Origin of the sequence: Vibrio sp. A1-1, assembly GCF_021728175.1 — a bacterium.
Lineage (GTDB): Bacteria > Pseudomonadota > Gammaproteobacteria > Enterobacterales > Vibrionaceae > Vibrio > Vibrio diabolicus.
Genome location: NZ_JAKKCL010000008.1, coordinates 53,789 through 71,816, shown reverse-complemented (window position 1 = coordinate 71,816; position 18,028 = coordinate 53,789). Strand labels below are relative to the sequence as shown.

The window sequence follows — 18,028 nt, the reverse complement described above, 5'->3', positions numbered from 1 at the left end:
AGTGATATGGATGTAGTGGTTTATGCCCCAGCATCAATTGGTAATGTAAGTGTTGGTTTTGATGTATTGGGGGCGGCGGTGTCCCCAGTGGATGGAACCTTGCTAGGTGACAGAGTGCAAGTTAAGGCAGGGACTGAGCCGTTCAGTCTGAAAACTGCGGGTAATTTTGTCTCTAAGTTGCCTACAGAGCCAAAAGAAAACATCGTTTACGATTGTTGGGTGGTGTTTGCTCGCGAACTAGACAAAAAAGGTGTTGAGCTAAAACCACTTGAAATGAAGCTAGAAAAGAACATGCCAATAGGCTCAGGTCTAGGCTCAAGTGCATGTTCTATCGTGGCGGCGCTGGATGCCTTAAACCGATTCCATGGTCAACCGCTGAATGAGACTGAGCTGTTAGCGCTGATGGGAGAAATGGAAGGCAAGATCTCTGGTGGTATTCACTACGATAACGTCGCGCCGTGTTACCTTGGTGGTGTGCAGTTGATGCTGGAAGAGCTTGGTATCATCAGTCAAGAAGTGCCTTGTTTTGATGATTGGTACTGGGTCATGGCGTATCCGGGAATCAAAGTATCAACAGCAGAAGCGCGTGAGATCCTACCATCTCAATACCGCCGACAAGATATCATCGCTCATGGTCGTCACCTTGCGGGCTTTATTCATGCGTGTCATTCTGGTCAGCCAGAGCTAGCTGCAAAAATGATCAAAGACGTGATCGCAGAACCGTATCGTGAGAAACTGCTTCCGGGCTTTGCGAATGCACGTCAATACGCTGCATCAGCAGGTGCGTTAGCAACCGGTATTTCTGGCAGTGGTCCAACACTGTTCAGTATTTGCAAAGAGAAAGATGTCGCTGAGCGAGTTGCTCGCTGGTTAGAACAGAACTACGTACAAAACGAAGAAGGATTCGTCCACGTTTGTCGTCTAGATAAGCAGGGTTCGAAAGTAACAGGAAGTGAGCTATGAAGCTTTACAATATAAAAGAAAATGATGAACAAGTTTCCTTTGGCCAAGCCGTTCGCCAAGGGTTAGGCCGTAACCAAGGTCTATTTTTCCCATCGGAATTACCAAAGTTTGAAGACGTTGATGCGCTACTGGCAGAAGACTTTGTTTCTCGTAGCACTAAGATTTTATCAGCGTTTATCGGTGATGAGCTGGCGGAAGAGCAAGTCAACGCGCTTGTGGACGCAGCGTTCCAATTCCCGGCGCCAATCAATCAAGTCAAAGACGGTGTTTACGCGTTAGAGCTTTTCCATGGTCCAACGCTGGCATTTAAAGATTTTGGCGGTCGCTTTATGGCGCAATCTCTTGCGGCGGTATCGGACGGTGGCAAGATCACCATTCTGACTGCGACTTCTGGCGATACTGGCGCAGCCGTTGCGCACGCTTTCTATGGTATGGAAGACATCAACGTTGTGATTCTTTACCCGAAAGGCAAGATCAGCCCACTGCAAGAGAAGCTATTCTGTACGCTAGGCAAGAACATTCACACTGTCGCGATCGATGGCGACTTCGATGCGTGCCAGGCTCTGGTTAAGCAAGCTTTCGATGATTCCGCACTGCGTGAAGAGATCGGTCTGAATTCTGCAAACTCAATCAACATCAGCCGTTTGATGGCGCAAATCTGTTACTACTTTGAAGCAGCTGCGCAAATGAGTAAACAAGAGCGTGAAAACCTAGTCGTGTCTGTACCAAGTGGTAACTTTGGTAACCTAACTGCTGGTCTACTGGCAAAAGCGCTGGGTCTGCCGATCAAACGCTTTATCGCTGCAACTAACGCTAATGACACGGTTCCGCGCTACCTAGAAACAGGTAAGTGGGAGCCAAAACCAACGGTTGCAACGACATCGAACGCGATGGACGTGAGTCAACCGAACAACTGGCCGCGTATCGAAGAGCTCTGCCGAGTGAAAGAGTGGGGCCTAGAGACTCTAGGTAAAGGCGCGGTTTCAGATGAGCAAAGCGCACAATCTGTGAAAGACCTGTACTCATTGGGCTACCTATGTGAACCGCACGGTGCGATTGCTTACCGCGTTCTTGAAGAGCAACTGCAAGATGGTGAAACCGGTCTGTTCCTATGTACTGCGCACCCAGCGAAGTTCAAAGAAGTGGTGGATGACATTTTGCAATCTGACATCGAGCTTCCTGCACCGCTAGCGAAGCACGCGGCAATGGAACTGCTATCGGAAGAGCTAGACGCAGACTTTGATGCATTGAAACAAGTACTGCGCCGCGTACAGTAATTATTAAAATGATGAACGACGAAAGGTGAATGAGCAATCATTCGCCTTTTTTATTGTCGGTAAGTCTCGACTCTCTTTATGATTGAGAAATGAACTTAAAGATGGAAATAGAAGCATGCATTTTTTGATTTTTCTAGGCTCAGTAAGGGACAGCACACCGCCACGACCAGCCCGCTTGGGCATGCGAGTGAGTAGAGCTTGTGAAACGTTGTTTAAGAATCAGTATTCGCAACATACCGTCGAAATCATTGACCCATTGAACTACGACTTTGACGACGTGTTTAAGCCTGAGTTTGCTTACCATCGCGCTAAAGTGCCAGCCCACTTGAGAGAACTGGCAGACAAAATTAAAAGTGCCGATGGGTACGTGATGGTCAGTCCGGAATATAACCATTCGATGAGTCCTGCCTTGGCTAATATGCTTAACCATTTTGGTAGTTCGCTGTTTTCTTATAAGCCAAGTGCTATCGTGACCTATTCTGCTGGACAATGGGGTGGTGTTCGAGCTGCAGTGTCGATGCGTACCTTCTTATCTGAACTTGGATGTTTACCTGTCTCGGCGATGATTCACATTCCGAAAGCGCAAGAAGTGTTTGACGAACAGGGTGTCGTTGCGGATGAATTGCAGCAGACGCAGTGGGACAGCTATATGAATCGCACAATTCATCAACTCATTTGGTGGGCAGAAGGCGCTTCACAACAAAGAGAAAGGCTTGACCCAACCTCACTGGCTGAAGTGTTTAAGAAGGATCCGTCACAGAGAAATGCTCCGTAAAGGAACAGAACGGTTAGATGCATGGAAAAACAAAAAAAGCTTGGCCATTGAGACCAAGCTTTTTAAATGTGAGTAAGTCGATTTTATTGAGATTATAGCGTCTCAGTAAAAGTACGAGCGATGACATCACGTTGTTGCTCTGGAGTTAGCGAGTTGAAACGTACTGCGTAACCAGAAACACGGATTGTTAGCTGTGGGTATTTCTCTGGGTGTGCAACTGCATCTTCTAGTGTTTCGCGTTTAAGCACGTTCACGTTTAGGTGTTGACCGCCTTCGATGCGAGGAGCTGTTTCGATTGCTACTTCACGGCTTTCGTATTCACCTAGATCGCTGATTGCGATAACTTGGTCTGCTTCGTAGCCAGCAGTTGCAGCAACACAACGAGCTTCATTTTTTTCGCTATCTAATAGCCAGATAGAGTTTAGTAGGTCGTCGTTTGCCGCTTTTGTAATTTGGATACCTTGGATCATCACTATCTCCTAGACCACTTACGTGGTGATTATTGGTGTTAATTTTCGAATTTTCGTTGAGCTGAGTATTATATAGCTAATATCCACTATTTTAATATTGATTTAAGTCAAAAAACAACCAAAAACATTATTTTTATTAAGGTGATTTTGTTGAGTTAAATCAATAAAACCTTTAAAAACAAACTAATTACAATTTATTTGATAATATAAAAAATATTTAATAACTCATTTTGTTGTAAATTTACTACAAAATGAGCTTAAAGTTTAAACTGATTAACGCAACTATCTGTATTTAGGTAGCAATACTGAAAGTCTAAAGTGATTAAATGACAAACATGAAAAACAAGCTTGGGAATAAACTCATTGGTGCACATGTCTCTGCTGCTGGTGGGGTCGATCAAGCGCCGTTGAGAGCTCGCGAAATTGGCGCGAATGCGTTCGCACTATTTACAAAAAACCAACGCCAGTGGGTGGCGAAGCCTTTAGAAGCAAAAACCATCAGTGCGTTTAAAGCGAACTGTAAAATGCTGGGTTTCGGCGCAGAACATATTCTTCCCCATGACTCTTATCTAATTAACTTAGGTGCACCAGAAGCGGATAAGTTGGATAAGTCACGCGCTGCATTCATCGATGAGATGGAGCGTTGTAATCAATTGGGTTTAACGTTGCTGAACTTTCACCCTGGGAGCCACTTAAAGAAAGTCTCGGAACAGGAGTGCTTAGCGACGATCGCTGAGTCGATCAATCTTGCGCACAAAGCGGTGCCGAATGTGATCGCGGTAATCGAGAATACGGCAGGTCAGGGTACAAACCTAGGTTGGAAGTTTGAGCATCTTGCTGAAATCATCGATCAAGTGGAAGACAAAGAACGTGTTGGTGTATGTCTCGATACTTGCCACACGTTTACCGCCGGTTACGATCTGCGTACTAAAGAGGATTGTGAGCATACCTTTGCTGAATTCGACCGTATTGTTGGGATGCACTATTTAAGAGCAATGCATCTAAATGATTCAAAAGTTGAGTTTGCCAGCAAAGTGGATCGCCACCACTCATTAGGCAAAGGAGAGATCGGGTGGGATTGCTTTGAGTACATCGCTAAAGACCCTCGATTTGATGGTATCCCTCTGATTTTAGAAACAATTGATCCGGACATCTGGCAGCAAGAAATCAACGCACTGCGTCAGTTTCATCTAGCGGCGATAGATAACCAATGATGTGATCACAGAGTTGGCACCTTTCTTTCTTAGCCACTTAAGTCAATTGGAATTAAGAAAGAAGGATGCCACTATGTCTCGACCACTCTCTTTTGCTTCTTACGCATATAGCCGCCGCGTGCTTCGTTTGCCGATGCCTAATCGTCACATTACCGGACAGGGGCATTTTCGAACGCCACAGAAGCATTAGTCTTTTTTTACTGTTCTCAAGTTCGTGGTAAGTTTTTGTTTGTTTGGGTTTCGCTCGTTAGAATAGAAGCAAAATTTAGGACAGGAACTTTCCATGAATCAGTCACCCACTTGGCACGATGTGATCGGCGAAGAGAAAAAACAGAGCTACTTTGTAGATACTTTGAATTTTGTAGAAGCAGAACGCGCCGCAGGCAAAGCGATTTTTCCGCCAGCGAAAGATGTCTTTAACGCGTTTCGATTTACCGAGTTTAACGATGTTAAAGTAGTGATTCTGGGGCAGGACCCATACCATGGCCCAAATCAGGCACATGGTTTGTGCTTTTCTGTTCTTCCTGGAATCAAAACACCACCATCACTCGTTAATATGTATAAAGAGCTGGCTCAAGATATTGAAGGGTTCCAAATCCCTCAGCATGGATTCTTACAAAGCTGGGCAGAGCAAGGTGTATTGTTGCTCAATACAGTATTGACGGTTGAGCAAGGTAAAGCGCATTCACATTCAAAAACGGGGTGGGAAACGTTCACTGACCGAGTGATTGAAGCGATAAACCAGCATCAGGAAGGCGTGGTGTTTTTATTGTGGGGCTCTCACGCTCAGAAGAAAGGGCGCTTTATTGATCGCAATAAACATCATGTGTTAGCCGCACCACATCCATCACCACTCTCAGCACACCGAGGTTTTTTTGGTTGTAAGCATTTCTCTCAAGCAAACCAGTTACTTGCCTCGCAAGGAAAAGCACCAATCAACTGGCATTTGCCATTAACTGTATAAAAGAAGAGACAGCGATAATGCTACCATTATCGCTGTTTTTTTGAGCACGCTCGAGGCTGATGGCAAATTTCTCATGTACACTTATTAAAAGTAGGTGTTAAGGAGAGACGCTATGATGATCGAAAGAATTCGACGCGAACACGGCTATATGGTTCGTCTGTTGGCGATACTGCGCCATAAACTTAATGAGATAAAAGAAGAACGTGCGATCAACTATGCATTAGTAAGCGAGATAGTTGATTACCTCTCTAATCATTCAGAAAAAGTTCACCATCCGAAAGAAGATATTCTCTATCACCACTTTCTGGAGCACTATGGTAAGCAACAGACCATGGAAAACTTAGAGAAAGAACACCAAGAGCTAGCAAGTAAAACCAAAGAGTTTGCTTCCTTGATAGAGATGATCCTGCAGGATGCTGTTGTGCCTCAAGACATGTTTGTGGCCCACCTAGAGGATTTCATTGAATCACAAAGACGCCACTTGGAGTTAGAGGAGCGAAAAATCCTGCCTCTCATTGAGGAGTTATTCACTACCGAAGATTGGCAGCATGTTGAAAGCTTATGGAGCGTCAGTGAAGATGACCCAGTTTTTGGTGACACCATTGCCGATCGTTATAAACAGTTAGCTGAACGTGTGCGTCAAAGTGATGCTGAGTATGTTTAAGTGTGTGCGATAAAACCTGAGCGAGCGAAAGTATCACTCGGGTTTGTTAGCTGCATTTCTTATTTATTGAGAATTGGACGTAAATTTATCGTTTGCGCTTCTCGACCCAAAGACGGGAAAATTCCTATTGAGTAATAACGGTACTCATACTCAAATCCTGGCGCTTAAACTCAAGTCGTTTACCGTTACTGTAAACAAAAACAAAAGGCACCCTTAAGGTGCCTTTTGTTTGAATTAGAGTTTAATGTCTTCCAAGTTGTAGTCGGTACAGGCATCAAGTTCGCGTAGCTCTTTAAGCAAATTACGCCTGTCGTTCATCTCTTCTATTTCACGCCACTTTCGCTTTACTGGTTTGGCACGAGATTTGGTTGTTGAGGTAGTATCCAGATTAAAAATGTCATCTAGTTGAAAGCCTTCCATAAGCCACCTTTACCTTTCTTAAGCTAAACTGTTGTAACCAGTCCTTGTGGAGTTTTTTAAGTACCACAATAGCCGTGAGAATAACCATGATATATTTCGCATTTGTGTCGGTAGCATGACATTTTCGTGCAAAAATATTCTCAAAATCACACTTTTCATTGCAATGTGATGGCTAAAAAATGCACAAACGATCTCAAGAAAACGATTAAATAGAGAGATTTTCAATGTTAATTCGATTTGGCGAGTGGGGGGACAGTGCAAAGGTCAAAGTTGCATAAAACCAGTTTGATGAAATAGTGTTCAATTAGATGGTAAGGCACTAGAGCAAATTTATGTAACACCTTGTGAATACTAGCTTGGTCTTAATTATATGGGTCTCCGTTCTGTTTGGTGGGCGATAATTATTTATGTTGGCATTTGGTAATTGAAATGTTGCGGCTTATGGGTGTTAAGTCTTCCATTTATGTTATTTTTTGGTGACTTTATAGTGAAAAATAACAATGTTATTATCATGATTGCATATTGATTTTTGCGCTCCTAGGTTGCATTATCCGCCCGTCAAAAAATACGCTGGTACGTAAAATGGATGCATGAAGCGACGTTTACGATTCTAGATTGCCCATAAACATTACTTAAAAAGCTAAGCACACTTTGACACTTAGCAGGCAATTTGGTGGATGGCTTGGACGCATAGACCGGCGCAACTCACTTTGAGGTACACATGACAGACTTAATCAATTTGATGAACGATCTCCTTTGGGGGTCGATTCTGGTTTATCTTCTTGTTGGTGTTGGTATTTACTTCACCGTTCGATTAGGGTTCATTCAGTTCCGCCATTTCGGCCACATGTTCTCTGTTCTTAAGAACAGTCGTAAAGCAGACAAAGCTGGTATTTCTTCTTTCCAAGCGCTTTGTACTAGTCTTGCTGCACGTGTTGGTACAGGTAACATGGCGGGCGTTGCAGTTGCATTGACTGCAGGTGGTCCTGGCGCGATCTTCTGGATGTGGCTGATCGCAATGCTTGGTATGGCAACGTCGTTTGCAGAGAGTACTCTGGCGCAGCTATACAAAACCAAAGATGATGATGGCAACTACCGTGGTGGTCCTGCCTACTACATGGAAAAAGGCCTGGGCATGCGTTGGATGGGCGTATTGTTCTCAGTTTTCCTAATCATCGCTTTTGGTTTGGTATTCAACGCCGTACAAGCTAACTCAATTGCAAATGCAATGAGCACCGCATTTGGTTGGAGTGACCTGTACGTTGGTATCGCGGTTGTAGTACTGTCTGCGATTGTAATTTTCGGTGGTATCAAGCGTATCGCAAAAGTCGCAGAGATGATCGTTCCGATAATGGCGCTGCTTTACTTGGCTCTAGCACTGTTCATCATGTTCTCTAATCTAGAGAAGCTACCTGATGTATTAATGCTTATCTTTAAGAGTGCATTTGGTCTGCAAGAAGCGGCGGCTGGTGGTCTTGGCTACGCGATTGCACAGGCAATGATTAACGGTATTAAACGCGGTCTATTCTCGAACGAAGCGGGTATGGGTTCTGCGCCAAACGCGGCGGCTTCAGCAACGCCTTACCCACCACACCCTGCATCTCAAGGTTATGTTCAGATGCTAGGCGTGTTCATGGATACGATCGTTATCTGTTCAGCGACAGTGGCTATCATCCTGATGTCAGGTGAGTATGTCGGTCAAGCAACAGAAGTGACGGGTATCGAGCTAACTCAGCGTGCATTGAGCTCGCAAGTTGGTGATTGGGGTGGCATCTTTGTTGCCGTGGCAATCTTCTTCTTTGCATTTACATCAATCATCGCGAACTACTCGTACGCTGAAACGAACCTAATCTTCCTAGAGCACAACCATAAGGCGGGCCTAAGCATTTTCCGCGTTGTTGTTCTTGGTATGGTGATGTTTGGTGCACTTGCTTCGCTCCCAGTCGTATGGTCACTTGCTGATGTTTCGATGGGGCTGATGGCGATAGTCAACTTGGTGGCAATCATCTTGCTATCTGGCATCGTGATTAAGCTAGCAAAAGATTACAACCGCCAACTTGGTGAAGGTAAAGTACCAACGTTTGATGCGAATGACTTCCCTGAGCTGAAATCTCAGCTTGAAGAGGGCATTTGGTACAACGATAAAAAAGACTAAGTGAGCTATCACTCATAGTTGAAAGCTATTAGTACGATGTAAAAAGCCATGCAGACAATGCATGGCTTTTTTTGTACCCTATTAAAAAACAGAATTAGAGAAGGGAAAGTCATGCTTATCGTAGTTTCTCCAGCGAAGACTCTTGATTACGAGTCTCCGTTAGCGACAGAAAAATTTACTCAACCTGAGTTGGTCGAATACTCAAAAGAGCTTATCGATGTTTGCCGCAAACTGACTCCTGCTGATGTTGCCTCTTTAATGAAAGTGAGCGACAAGATTGCCGATTTGAATGTCGGGCGATTTCAAGAGTGGAGTGAAACGTTTACCACAGAAAACTCACGACAAGCGATCCTAGCGTTTAAAGGTGATGTTTACACAGGACTAGACGCCGAAACCTTATCTGAGGCGGACTTCGAATATGCTCAAGATCATCTGCGTATGCTATCGGGTCTTTATGGTTTACTAAAACCACTTGATTTGATGCAGCCATACCGTCTTGAAATGGGTACCAAGCTTGCAAACGACAAAGGTACGAACTTGTACCAGTTTTGGGGCAATGTTATTACGGACAAGCTGAACGAAGCGATTTCTGCTCAAGGTGATAATGTGCTTATCAACCTTGCATCAAATGAATACTTTAAAGCGGTTAAGCCAAAGCACTTAGATGCGCAAGTGATCACGCCAGTATTCAAAGATTGTAAGAATGGCCAATACAAGGTCATCAGCTTCTACGCGAAGAAAGCGCGCGGCATGATGGCGCGTTACATCATCGAAAACCGTATTGAGAGCGTGGCAGATCTGACTAAGTTTGATACGGCGGGTTACTACTTTGTTGAAGATGAATCGACACCAACAGAGTTAGTATTTAAACGCGAAGAGCAAAACTAAAACTGATTGAGACGCAGTCTACGTTAATCTCTATCAGTACAAACGAAAAAGGGTTGGCAGTGCCAACCCTTTGTTATGTTTTAGCTTGGGCTATTTCGCCCCAATAAGATTACTTCTTCTTAGCGGTTTTCTTTTTCGCGGGTTTCTTCTTGTCTTCTTTTTTCTTTTTCTTCTTAAACACAGGTTTTTTGTGTTTCGGACGCATCTCTTTCACGAAACGCTCTTTGATGTCTTCTTTCACGTAACGTGCAACGCGATCCATCATTGGTTGGTCGTGTGCTTCTACGATTGAGATAGCATTACCTTTCTTACCCGCACGAGCCGTACGGCCAATACGGTGAAGGTAGACATCAGCCGTACGTGGCATGTCGTAGTTAATAACGTGTGACACATCCGGAAGGTCGATACCACGCGCAGCAACGTCCGTCGCGAGCAGCACGTTTACAGTACCATCGCGGAAGCGAGAAATCGCATTGTTACGACGATCTTGAGGCATTTCACCTTGAATCCAAGAACATGGAATCTGTGCGCTCTCAAGCTGCGCTCGTAGCTCTGCCAAACGCTCACGTGTCTTCAAGAAGACAATGGTGCGTTCTGCTTGCTGAGTAATAATGTGTTTTAGTAATTCAAGCTTGTGTTCAGCATCATCAGCACGGTGGTACCACTGAGCAATCTTCTTACGCTCACGCAGTGGCGATTTTGCATCGATCTCTGCTGGGTCATTCAACAGATCAGCGGTAAAGCCTTCTACGCCTTTACCCTCTAAAGTTGCTGAGAACAGAAGGGTTTGTTTACGCCAGCGGCACTCGTTAGATAGACGATCGACAGTAGGAGCAAAACCCATGTCTAGCATACGGTCTGCTTCATCCAGAATTAACCATTCAATCGCACGGCAATCAAAACGCTCTGCATCAATGTATTCTTTTAAACGGCCAGGCGTTGCAACCACAATGTCTTGTGTTGTCGCAAGGATATCGGCGTGCTCTTGGTATTGAACACCACCTGTGATGGTGAAAATGTTCAGTTTAGTGTTTTTTGCCAAAGCTCGTGCTTGATCAGCGATTTGCATCGCCAATTCGCGCGTCGGCGTTAGGATCAAAATACGCGCAGGTCCAGGCTTGCGACGAGGGAAGTCTTGCAAGTATTGCAATGCTGGCAGAACGAAGGCTGCCGTTTTACCAGTACCTGTTGGCGCTGACGCTAGAATGTCACGACCATCCAACGCTTGTGGAATCGCTTCTGCCTGAATTTTTGTTGGGCGTTCGTAACCCATCTCTTCAATGGCTTCAAGTAGGTTTTGGTCTAGATCAAGTTCAGCAAAGGTTCTGATCACAATGAGTTCTCCACAAGCAAAGCTTGGTTAATGGTTCGCCACAACAGCATAGAATACAAAAAGGTCGCACATTATAAAGTGATTGGTGATAAGGATCACATGTTATTTCACATCTTAAGATAAAACTCGCGGGTTAATTGGACGAAATCGTCACTGTAGCCGTCATGCGAATGAATTATTAAATGTGATTCTTGAGTATCGCAAGGCTGCTTCGCCAGTTCAAATAACAGTCGATGTACCAGTTTCTTTTCTGATGGCTGTACACGACAGACTCGCGATAGATGCCAACCTTGGTGTAATGCTAGTTCAATAAACCGTTCGCCTTCGGTGATTGGTAACACAAAATTAGCTTTCCCTTGTTCATCAAGCAACTGATAGCAACGTTGTAGCAACGCGTTGTGGCGTAGCGTATCAGTGTGCCTCGCGGTTGCACGTTGACTGTGTTTCGATTGCTCGCCGCTGTTGAAGTAGGGCGGATTACAAATGATGCGTTGGAATGGATGCGTCGGCGTAAAGTCTAGTATGTCGGAATGATGCACACTCACACGATCTGACCAAGGCGACTGAACTACATTTTTTTGCGCAGCTTCAATAGCTGTTAATTCAATATCGACCGCGGTTATTTGAGCTTCTGTAAAGCGTTGGGCACACATCAGGGCAAGCAACCCGGTGCCAGTGCCAATATCGAGAATTTGAGCGTTGTTCGGGCTTTGAATCCAAGCACCAAGCATTACCCCATCAGTGCTGACGGGCATACCACTCTCGCCGCCCTCAATACAAAATTGCTTAAAATTGAAGCCTTTAGTTTTCAGTTTTTTGCTCTTCATGATTGTTTTATGTTTGCTCAATAATTAAGTGAATTTCTCTATTGTTTCTTAATTGTATAGATTGTTGTTTTGTTGGTTATTAAATTGTATTGTTAATTGATCGAGATAAAGAACTGGTCTGTTGTTTAGAACTGGTTATATCCACTGCTTTTAAGTTTGAAAACTAAATTAATATGGTGTTTTTTTCTTAAAGGTTGCCAAATGATGAGTCTTTCGTCATTATGCGGCGAAAATTTTATAGATTGAACCACGTGTACTTATTGACTTTAGGTATACAAAAAGTGGTCTAAGCATACACAACATTCATTAATTAAAAGACAAGGGTTATCTGTGAAGCAGACGTTAAAACTAACAGATATTATCGCAGTAGGCTTTATGCTATTTGCGTTCTTTTTGGGTGCGGGCAATATCATCTTTCCACCTCTAGCGGGTCAGCTAGCTGGTGAAAACTTAATGCCAGCGATGTTTGGTTTCTTGCTAACAGCGGTAGGTCTACCTCTTATTACTATCGTTGCTATTGCTGTTGCTGGTGGTTCTTGGGATCACTTAACGCAAGACCTTCCGAAAAAAGCAGCGGTTATTATGGCTGCGTTGATCTTCATCATCATCGGTCCTGCGTTTGCTGCGCCTCGTACTGGCCTAGTGGCTTACGAGATGGCGGTGAAACCTTTCTTCCTTGAAGCGTCACAAACGCATCTCACTGCATTTTCAGTGATCTTCTTTATTGCGGCGATGATGTTCTCATGGTTCCAAGGCCGTTTGATTGATCTTATCGGTAAAGTACTGACGCCGGCATTGTTCGTGGGTTTGATCATTCTTGCTGTCGCGGTATTTATTGATCCTCAAGGTGACATGCTGGGCGCGCACGGTGAGTACTTAACGCAACCACTGACCAAAGGCTTCCTAGAAGGCTACAACACAATGGATACGTTCGCGTCATTGATGTTTGGCATGCTGATGGTTGATGCACTGCGAGGTAAAGGCATTACTGAGCGTTCTGCAACCACTAAGTATCTGATCTATGCAGGTTGTATTGCAGCTGCCGGTCTTGCGTTTGTTTACATCTCACTATTCTACTTGGGCGCGACGAGTGCAACTGTTGCTGCTGGTGCAGATAACGGTGGTCTGGTACTTAGCCAATACGTTCAAGCGCTGTTTGGTCCATACGGTCAAATCGTTCTGTCTGTCATTGTATTACTAGCGTGTTTGACAACGGCTATTGGCTTGATTTCTGCGTGTTCAGACTTCTTCAGCTCGAAAACGCCACTGTCATATAAGCAATGGGTATTGATTAACGGTTCTGTTTGTGCGTTGGTTGCGAATGTCGGCCTTGCACAACTGATTTCTCTGTCAGTGCCGGTATTGTTTGCGCTGTACCCTGTGGCGATCGCGTTGGTTGCACTAACATTTGTACGCAGCAAACTGCCAAATCCACGTTTTGCTTACCGCGCGGTACTGCTTGTATCTCTGCTGTTTGCGTTGGTTGATGCGGCAAAAGTATCGGGTGTTGATGTTTCTGCGTTTAACATGTTGCCACTATTCGAAGTGGGCATGGGTTGGGTGCTTCCAACATTTGCGGCTATCGTGTGCATGTTCTTCATCGCGAAACCTCGTCCAGAGCTAGCACAAGAAACAGCGTAATAACTTCGCACTATCAAGATATTAAAAAGCCCGATGAATTACTTCATCGGGCTTTTTATTTTTTATCTTTGAAGCGTTCACACTATTAAAGTGTGTCGTGGAACTCTACAAGAACTTGTTCACACCATTTTTCGATGCGCTCATCACTCAGTTCGTACTGCGAGTCTTCATCTAACGCTAGTCCAACAAACTTGCTGCCATCTTCAATCAGTGCTTTCGATGCTTCAAATTCGTAGCCTTCATTTGGCCAGTAACCGATAAAGGTTGCGCCGGTCGCTTGTAATTCATCGTGAAGTAAGCCCATCGCGTCCAAATACCACTCACCGTAGCCTTCTTGGTCACCCAGACCAAACAGCGCGACAACTTTACCTTTTAATGGTGTTGTTGCGATGTCTTGCCAAATCGCATTCCAATCTTCTTGAATTTCACCAAAGTCCCAAGTTGAGATGCCAAGGAGTAATAAGTCGTAGTCTGCCATTAGTGATAACGGTGTCTCTTTCACATTGTGAATGTCGACAAGGTCTTCACCAATAATGGTACGAATTTTCTCTGCTGCCATTTCGGTGTAGCAGGTCGTTGAGCCGTAAAAGAGTCCGATTTTCATTATATTCATCGTTATTTGTATTGCTGTTGTGGAAGATTCTAACCATAAATTGAGGAAGATTGCAGCGAATATCCTAAGCGGGATGATTTTTTTATGGTATTGGATCGGTAGGTGCCTTAATCTAAGTACTGTAAATATAAACAGATAAGGAAGCGTTCATGACGGCACAACAGCCTGTCAATCAACAAGATTTTTCGCTTGTTGAACAATTCTTAGATGCGATGTGGATGGAGCGTGGGCTATCAGAGAACACGCTGGCTTCCTATCGAAATGATTTGATGAAGCTGCTCACGTGGATGGAGAAACATCGCTACCGTCTTGATTTCATTAGTTTGTCTGGCTTGCAAGAATACCAAAGCTACCTTGTAGACTTGGATTACAAGCAGACGTCCCGTGCGCGTATGTTGTCGGCAATTCGCCGTTTATTCCAATATCTGCATCGTGAGAAAGTACGTGCTGATGATCCGAGTGCGCTCTTGGTCAGTCCTAAACTGCCACAACGCTTGCCCAAAGATATTAGTGAAGAGCAAGTGGACGCCTTGCTCGAAGCGCCAGACCCGAATGATCCTGTGGAATTGCGGGATAAAGCGATGCTGGAACTACTGTATGCGACTGGTTTGCGTGTGACGGAATTGGTCAGTTTAACTATGGAAAACATTAGTTTGCGTCAAGGAGTTGTACGTGTCACAGGTAAAGGCGGTAAAGAGCGCTTAGTGCCAATGGGGGAGAACGCGGTAGATTGGATCGAGACGTTTATTCAACAAGGGCGTCCTGCGTTACTTGGTGATACATCATCTGATATTGTTTTTCCTAGCAAACGCGCAAGGCAAATGACTCGTCAGACGTTTTGGCACCGTATTAAGTACTATGCTTTGATAGCAGGGATTGACACTGAACAGTTGTCGCCGCACGTACTGCGTCATGCCTTTGCCACGCATTTATTGAACTATGGCGCAGATCTCAGGGTCGTACAGATGCTATTAGGACATAGTGACTTATCGACCACGCAAATTTATACTCACGTGGCGACTGAACGATTGAAGCAGATCCACAGTCAACACCACCCAAGAGCATAACAATGGTTAGATTCATCCATGTCTTCTTGGAAAAACGATTTTATATTAAGGTGAATTTCATGAGCGTATTACGCCGACTAACTCTGCTGACTTTACCATTTTTTGTTACCGCGTGTGGTGCAGAAGAAAGTCAGGCTAAAACGGACACTCCTGCACAGCAAGTGGCACCAGCTGCGCAAAGCAGTTTTGATGAAGCAGCATTAAAAACTAAGTTCTCAAAGCTTGGTTTATCTATCGTTGATATTCAGCCATCAGAAGTTGCTGGTTTATTGGAAATCCAAACTAATGGCGGGATCTTGTTTGCTTCAAATGATGGTAGCCATTTTATCGCCGGTACGCTTTATGCCATCAATGACGATGGTAGTTACAAAGATGTCATTGCAGAGCGCCAAGCGCCGCTTAATGCGGAGAAAATCGCGCAGTTCTCCGATAGCATGATTGAATACAAAGCCGACGATGAAAAATATGCAGTGACGGTATTTACTGATATCACTTGTGGTTACTGTGTGCGTCTGCACAGCCAAATGCAAGGCTATAACGATCTAGGCATTACAGTGCGTTACATGGCTTACCCTCGCCAAGGTGCTACTGGCCCAGTGGCAGAGCAAATGGCGACGATTTGGTGTGCTGAAGATCCAAAGTCGGCAATGCACAACGCGAAAGTGAATCGTACGTTTGATAACCCTGCGAAAGACTTAAAACAGTGTAAAGAAACCATCCAATCACATTACAATCTAGGTCGCCAATTGGGAATTTCTGGTACGCCAGCGATCTTCTTACCGAATGGCGAAATGGTTGGCGGTTACCTACCACCTGCAGAGCTATTGAAACGTTTAAAGCAACAATAATCCTTTAGGAGCAGAGCCGGCAAAGTCGCCGGCTCTTTTCAAGCATGATAGAAATTCAACGACGTCCTGAACCTGATCTTTCCCTTCTTCCTGATTCCATTCCTCCGATTCTCAAACGTATCTACATCAACCGTGGGATTACGGATCCTGCGCAACTAGAAACGTCAGCTCGTGGTTTGCATTCTTACCAAAAACTCGGGGGGATTGAGCAAGCCGTCGAGCTTTTGTTTCAGGCAATAAAAGAACAAAAACGCATCATCGTTGTCGGTGATTTTGACGCTGATGGCGCGACGAGCTCTGCATTGTCGGTGCTCGCTCTGCGTATGCTTGGTAGTCACAATGTGGACTACCTAGTACCGAATCGTTTTGAAGACGGTTATGGGTTAAGCCCAGAAGTTGTTGACCAGGCATTAGAGCTTGGCGCTGAGATGATCATGACGGTAGATAACGGTGTGTCATCAATCGAAGGCGTGCGTTACGCAAAAGAAAACGGCATTACCGTGCTCGTTACCGACCACCATTTACCGGGACAAGTGTTGCCTGATGTGGATGCAATGGTGAACCCAAACCTTGAGAGCTGTCATTTTCCGTCTAAAGCGCTCGCTGGTGTCGGGGTCGCGTTTTATCTCATGATGGCACTATGCGTTCATATGCGAAAACACAATTGGTTTGCTGAGCAGGGCATGCAAGAGCCTAAGTTGATGGAACTGATTGACCTTGTTGCACTCGGCACTGTAGCTGACGTTGTCCCACTGGATGAAAACAACCGCATTCTTGTGCACCAAGGCCTGCAGCGTATTCGTGCGGGCAAAGCGCGCCCTGGCATTCAAGCATTGATTGAGGTCGCGAAGCGTGATGCGCGTCGTTTGGTGGCGTCCGATTTTGGTTTTGCTTTAGGTCCTCGTATCAATGCTGCTGGTCGCCTTGATGACATGTCATTTGGTGTTGAACTGTTGATGTGTAACAACATTCACGCCGCTCGTCGTATGGCAAGTGAACTGGATGGTTTGAACCAAACTCGTAAAGAGATTGAAGAAGGCATGAAGCAAGAAGCGATGGCTTTCTGCGAGCGTCTTCAGTTTGGTGAAGGCAGTGAGCTTCCTTACGGATTAGCCTTGTTCCAACGTGATTGGCACCAAGGTGTGATTGGTATTTTGGCCTCGCGCATCAAAGAGAAGTTTCACCGTCCAGTCATCGCATTTGCTGATGGCGGAGAAGGGACAATTAAGGGTTCGTGTCGTTCAATTCCAGGGTTACACATGCGCGATGCGTTGGATTTCATCGACACGCAAAACCCAGGTTTGATCATCAAATTTGGTGGTCACGCGATGGCGGCAGGCTTAACAATTAAAGAGCAGGATTTCGAACGTTTCAGCCGTTTATTTGATGAAGTGGTAAAAAAGGAACTCGATGAAGCGGCGCTAAAAGGCGTGATCATGTCAGATGGTGAACTTAAGCCTGAAGAATTCTCTATGCATGTCGCTGAACAGCTGCGGTCTGGTGGCCCTTTTGGACAAGCCTTCCCTGAACCAATCTTTGATGGTGAGTTTAAAGTGTTGCATCAAAAGCTGGTGGGTGAGAAGCATCTTAAATTGATGTTAGAGCCGCTTTACAAAGGTCATCCTACCAATGTGATGATCGATGGTATTGCATTTAATGTCGATTTGCGTCGCTGGCCGGATGCATCAGTTAAAACGGTACGTTTAGCTTACAAATTGGATGTGAATGAATTTCGTGGTAATCAATCACTGCAATTGATGATCGATCATATCGAAGCTAAGTAATATCTAGATTAACCTCTCTTATAGAGTACGGTTGCCCCTAAGAGGGTGTAAAATTTTATGACCGTGCTCTCTCTAACCGCAATCTGATTTCTCATCCGAAATTTTCCTGTATCTCGGTCACATTT

Annotated in this window: 17 protein-coding genes; 12 read left to right on the top strand and 5 right to left on the bottom strand. The window is 44.8% G+C overall.

Annotated features, from left to right (window positions below):
* Nucleotides 1-6: 6 nt before the first annotated feature.
* From thrB to L3V30_RS13090, 3 genes are all read left to right on the top strand, one after another.
* Nucleotides 7-963 (top strand): homoserine kinase, encoded by a 957-nt coding sequence (thrB, locus tag L3V30_RS13100; RefSeq protein WP_237309110.1) that lies wholly within the window; start codon nt 7-9, stop codon nt 961-963.
* The gene (gene thrC / locus L3V30_RS13095) at nt 960-2,240 is read left to right on the top strand and encodes a threonine synthase (RefSeq protein ID WP_006742682.1); all 1,281 of its coding nucleotides are present in this window, start codon (nt 960-962) and stop codon (nt 2,238-2,240) included. Before thrB ends, thrC begins: the two co-directional genes overlap by 4 nt.
* A 115-nt stretch (nt 2,241-2,355) precedes the next feature.
* Entirely contained in the window at nt 2,356-3,015 is a 660-nt protein-coding gene (locus tag L3V30_RS13090) for an NAD(P)H-dependent oxidoreductase (RefSeq protein WP_046873970.1), read from the top strand.
* A 92-nt stretch (nt 3,016-3,107) separates the two neighbouring features.
* Here L3V30_RS13090 and grcA read toward each other — a convergent pair whose 3' ends face one another.
* Nucleotides 3,108-3,485 carry an autonomous glycyl radical cofactor GrcA gene (grcA, locus tag L3V30_RS13085; RefSeq protein WP_005381814.1) on the bottom strand — a complete coding sequence of 126 codons (378 nt, stop codon included), beginning with the start codon at nt 3,483-3,485 and terminating at the stop codon, nt 3,108-3,110.
* Between the two features lie 326 nt (nt 3,486-3,811).
* Between grcA and nfo the strand changes: the two genes are divergently transcribed.
* From nfo to L3V30_RS13070, 3 genes are all read left to right on the top strand, one after another.
* Nucleotides 3,812-4,699 (top strand): deoxyribonuclease IV, encoded by an 888-nt coding sequence (gene nfo, locus L3V30_RS13080; protein ID WP_046873969.1) that lies wholly within the window; start codon nt 3,812-3,814, stop codon nt 4,697-4,699.
* A 283-nt stretch (nt 4,700-4,982) separates the two neighbouring features.
* Entirely contained in the window at nt 4,983-5,663 is a 681-nt protein-coding gene (gene ung / locus L3V30_RS13075) for a uracil-DNA glycosylase (RefSeq protein ID WP_005396298.1), read from the top strand.
* Nucleotides 5,664-5,775: 112 nt separating this feature from the next.
* Entirely contained in the window at nt 5,776-6,327 is a 552-nt protein-coding gene (locus L3V30_RS13070) for a hemerythrin domain-containing protein (RefSeq protein ID WP_005396296.1), read from the top strand.
* 234 nt (nt 6,328-6,561) lie between these two features.
* Here the strand turns inward: L3V30_RS13070 and L3V30_RS13065 are convergent, their stop codons facing one another.
* Complete coding sequence (locus tag L3V30_RS13065) at nt 6,562-6,747, bottom strand: DUF3545 family protein (protein WP_005396294.1); 186 nt, start codon at nt 6,745-6,747, stop codon at nt 6,562-6,564.
* 721 nt (nt 6,748-7,468) lie between these two features.
* On the opposite strand from L3V30_RS13065, the gene L3V30_RS13060 reads away from it, so the two are divergent.
* Both L3V30_RS13060 and yaaA read left to right on the top strand, forming a co-directional pair.
* Nucleotides 7,469-8,902, top strand: a complete 1,434-nt coding sequence (locus L3V30_RS13060) for a sodium:alanine symporter family protein (protein WP_005396293.1) — start codon at nt 7,469-7,471, stop codon at nt 8,900-8,902.
* A gap of 111 nt (nt 8,903-9,013) precedes the next feature.
* Nucleotides 9,014-9,790, top strand: coding sequence for a peroxide stress protein YaaA (gene yaaA, locus L3V30_RS13055; protein ID WP_047009102.1), 777 nt, complete (start codon nt 9,014-9,016; stop codon nt 9,788-9,790).
* 109 nt (nt 9,791-9,899) lie between these two features.
* Here the strand turns inward: yaaA and srmB are convergent, their stop codons facing one another.
* Complete coding sequence (gene srmB, locus L3V30_RS13050; protein WP_005396291.1) at nt 9,900-11,123, bottom strand: ATP-dependent RNA helicase SrmB; 1,224 nt, start codon at nt 11,121-11,123, stop codon at nt 9,900-9,902.
* Between the two features lie 107 nt (nt 11,124-11,230).
* Nucleotides 11,231-11,950: a tRNA1(Val) (adenine(37)-N6)-methyltransferase gene (locus L3V30_RS13045; protein ID WP_237309066.1), complete on the bottom strand. Its 720-nt coding sequence runs from the start codon at nt 11,948-11,950 to the stop codon at nt 11,231-11,233.
* 330 nt (nt 11,951-12,280) lie between these two features.
* On the opposite strand from L3V30_RS13045, the gene brnQ reads away from it, so the two are divergent.
* Complete coding sequence (gene brnQ / locus L3V30_RS13040) at nt 12,281-13,591, top strand: branched-chain amino acid transport system II carrier protein (RefSeq protein WP_006742676.1); 1,311 nt, start codon at nt 12,281-12,283, stop codon at nt 13,589-13,591.
* A gap of 85 nt (nt 13,592-13,676) precedes the next feature.
* On the opposite strand, the gene fldB is transcribed toward brnQ, so the two are convergent.
* A complete protein-coding gene (gene fldB / locus L3V30_RS13035) occupies nt 13,677-14,195 on the bottom strand; it encodes a flavodoxin FldB (protein WP_005397338.1) in 519 nt (172 codons plus the stop codon).
* Between the two features lie 158 nt (nt 14,196-14,353).
* Between fldB and xerD the strand changes: the two genes are divergently transcribed.
* Genes xerD through recJ form a run of 3 tightly spaced genes read left to right on the top strand, consistent with a single transcriptional unit; the run spans nt 14,354 to nt 17,903 of the window.
* Nucleotides 14,354-15,271 (top strand): site-specific tyrosine recombinase XerD, encoded by a 918-nt coding sequence (gene xerD, locus L3V30_RS13030; protein ID WP_005397336.1) that lies wholly within the window; start codon nt 14,354-14,356, stop codon nt 15,269-15,271.
* Nucleotides 15,272-15,330: 59 nt separating this feature from the next.
* Nucleotides 15,331-16,119: a bifunctional protein-disulfide isomerase/oxidoreductase DsbC gene (gene dsbC, locus L3V30_RS13025; RefSeq protein WP_012842135.1), complete on the top strand. Its 789-nt coding sequence runs from the start codon at nt 15,331-15,333 to the stop codon at nt 16,117-16,119.
* A gap of 44 nt (nt 16,120-16,163) precedes the next feature.
* Nucleotides 16,164-17,903, top strand: a complete 1,740-nt coding sequence (gene recJ, locus L3V30_RS13020) for a single-stranded-DNA-specific exonuclease RecJ (protein ID WP_006742673.1) — start codon at nt 16,164-16,166, stop codon at nt 17,901-17,903.
* Nucleotides 17,904-18,028 lie beyond the last annotated feature (125 nt).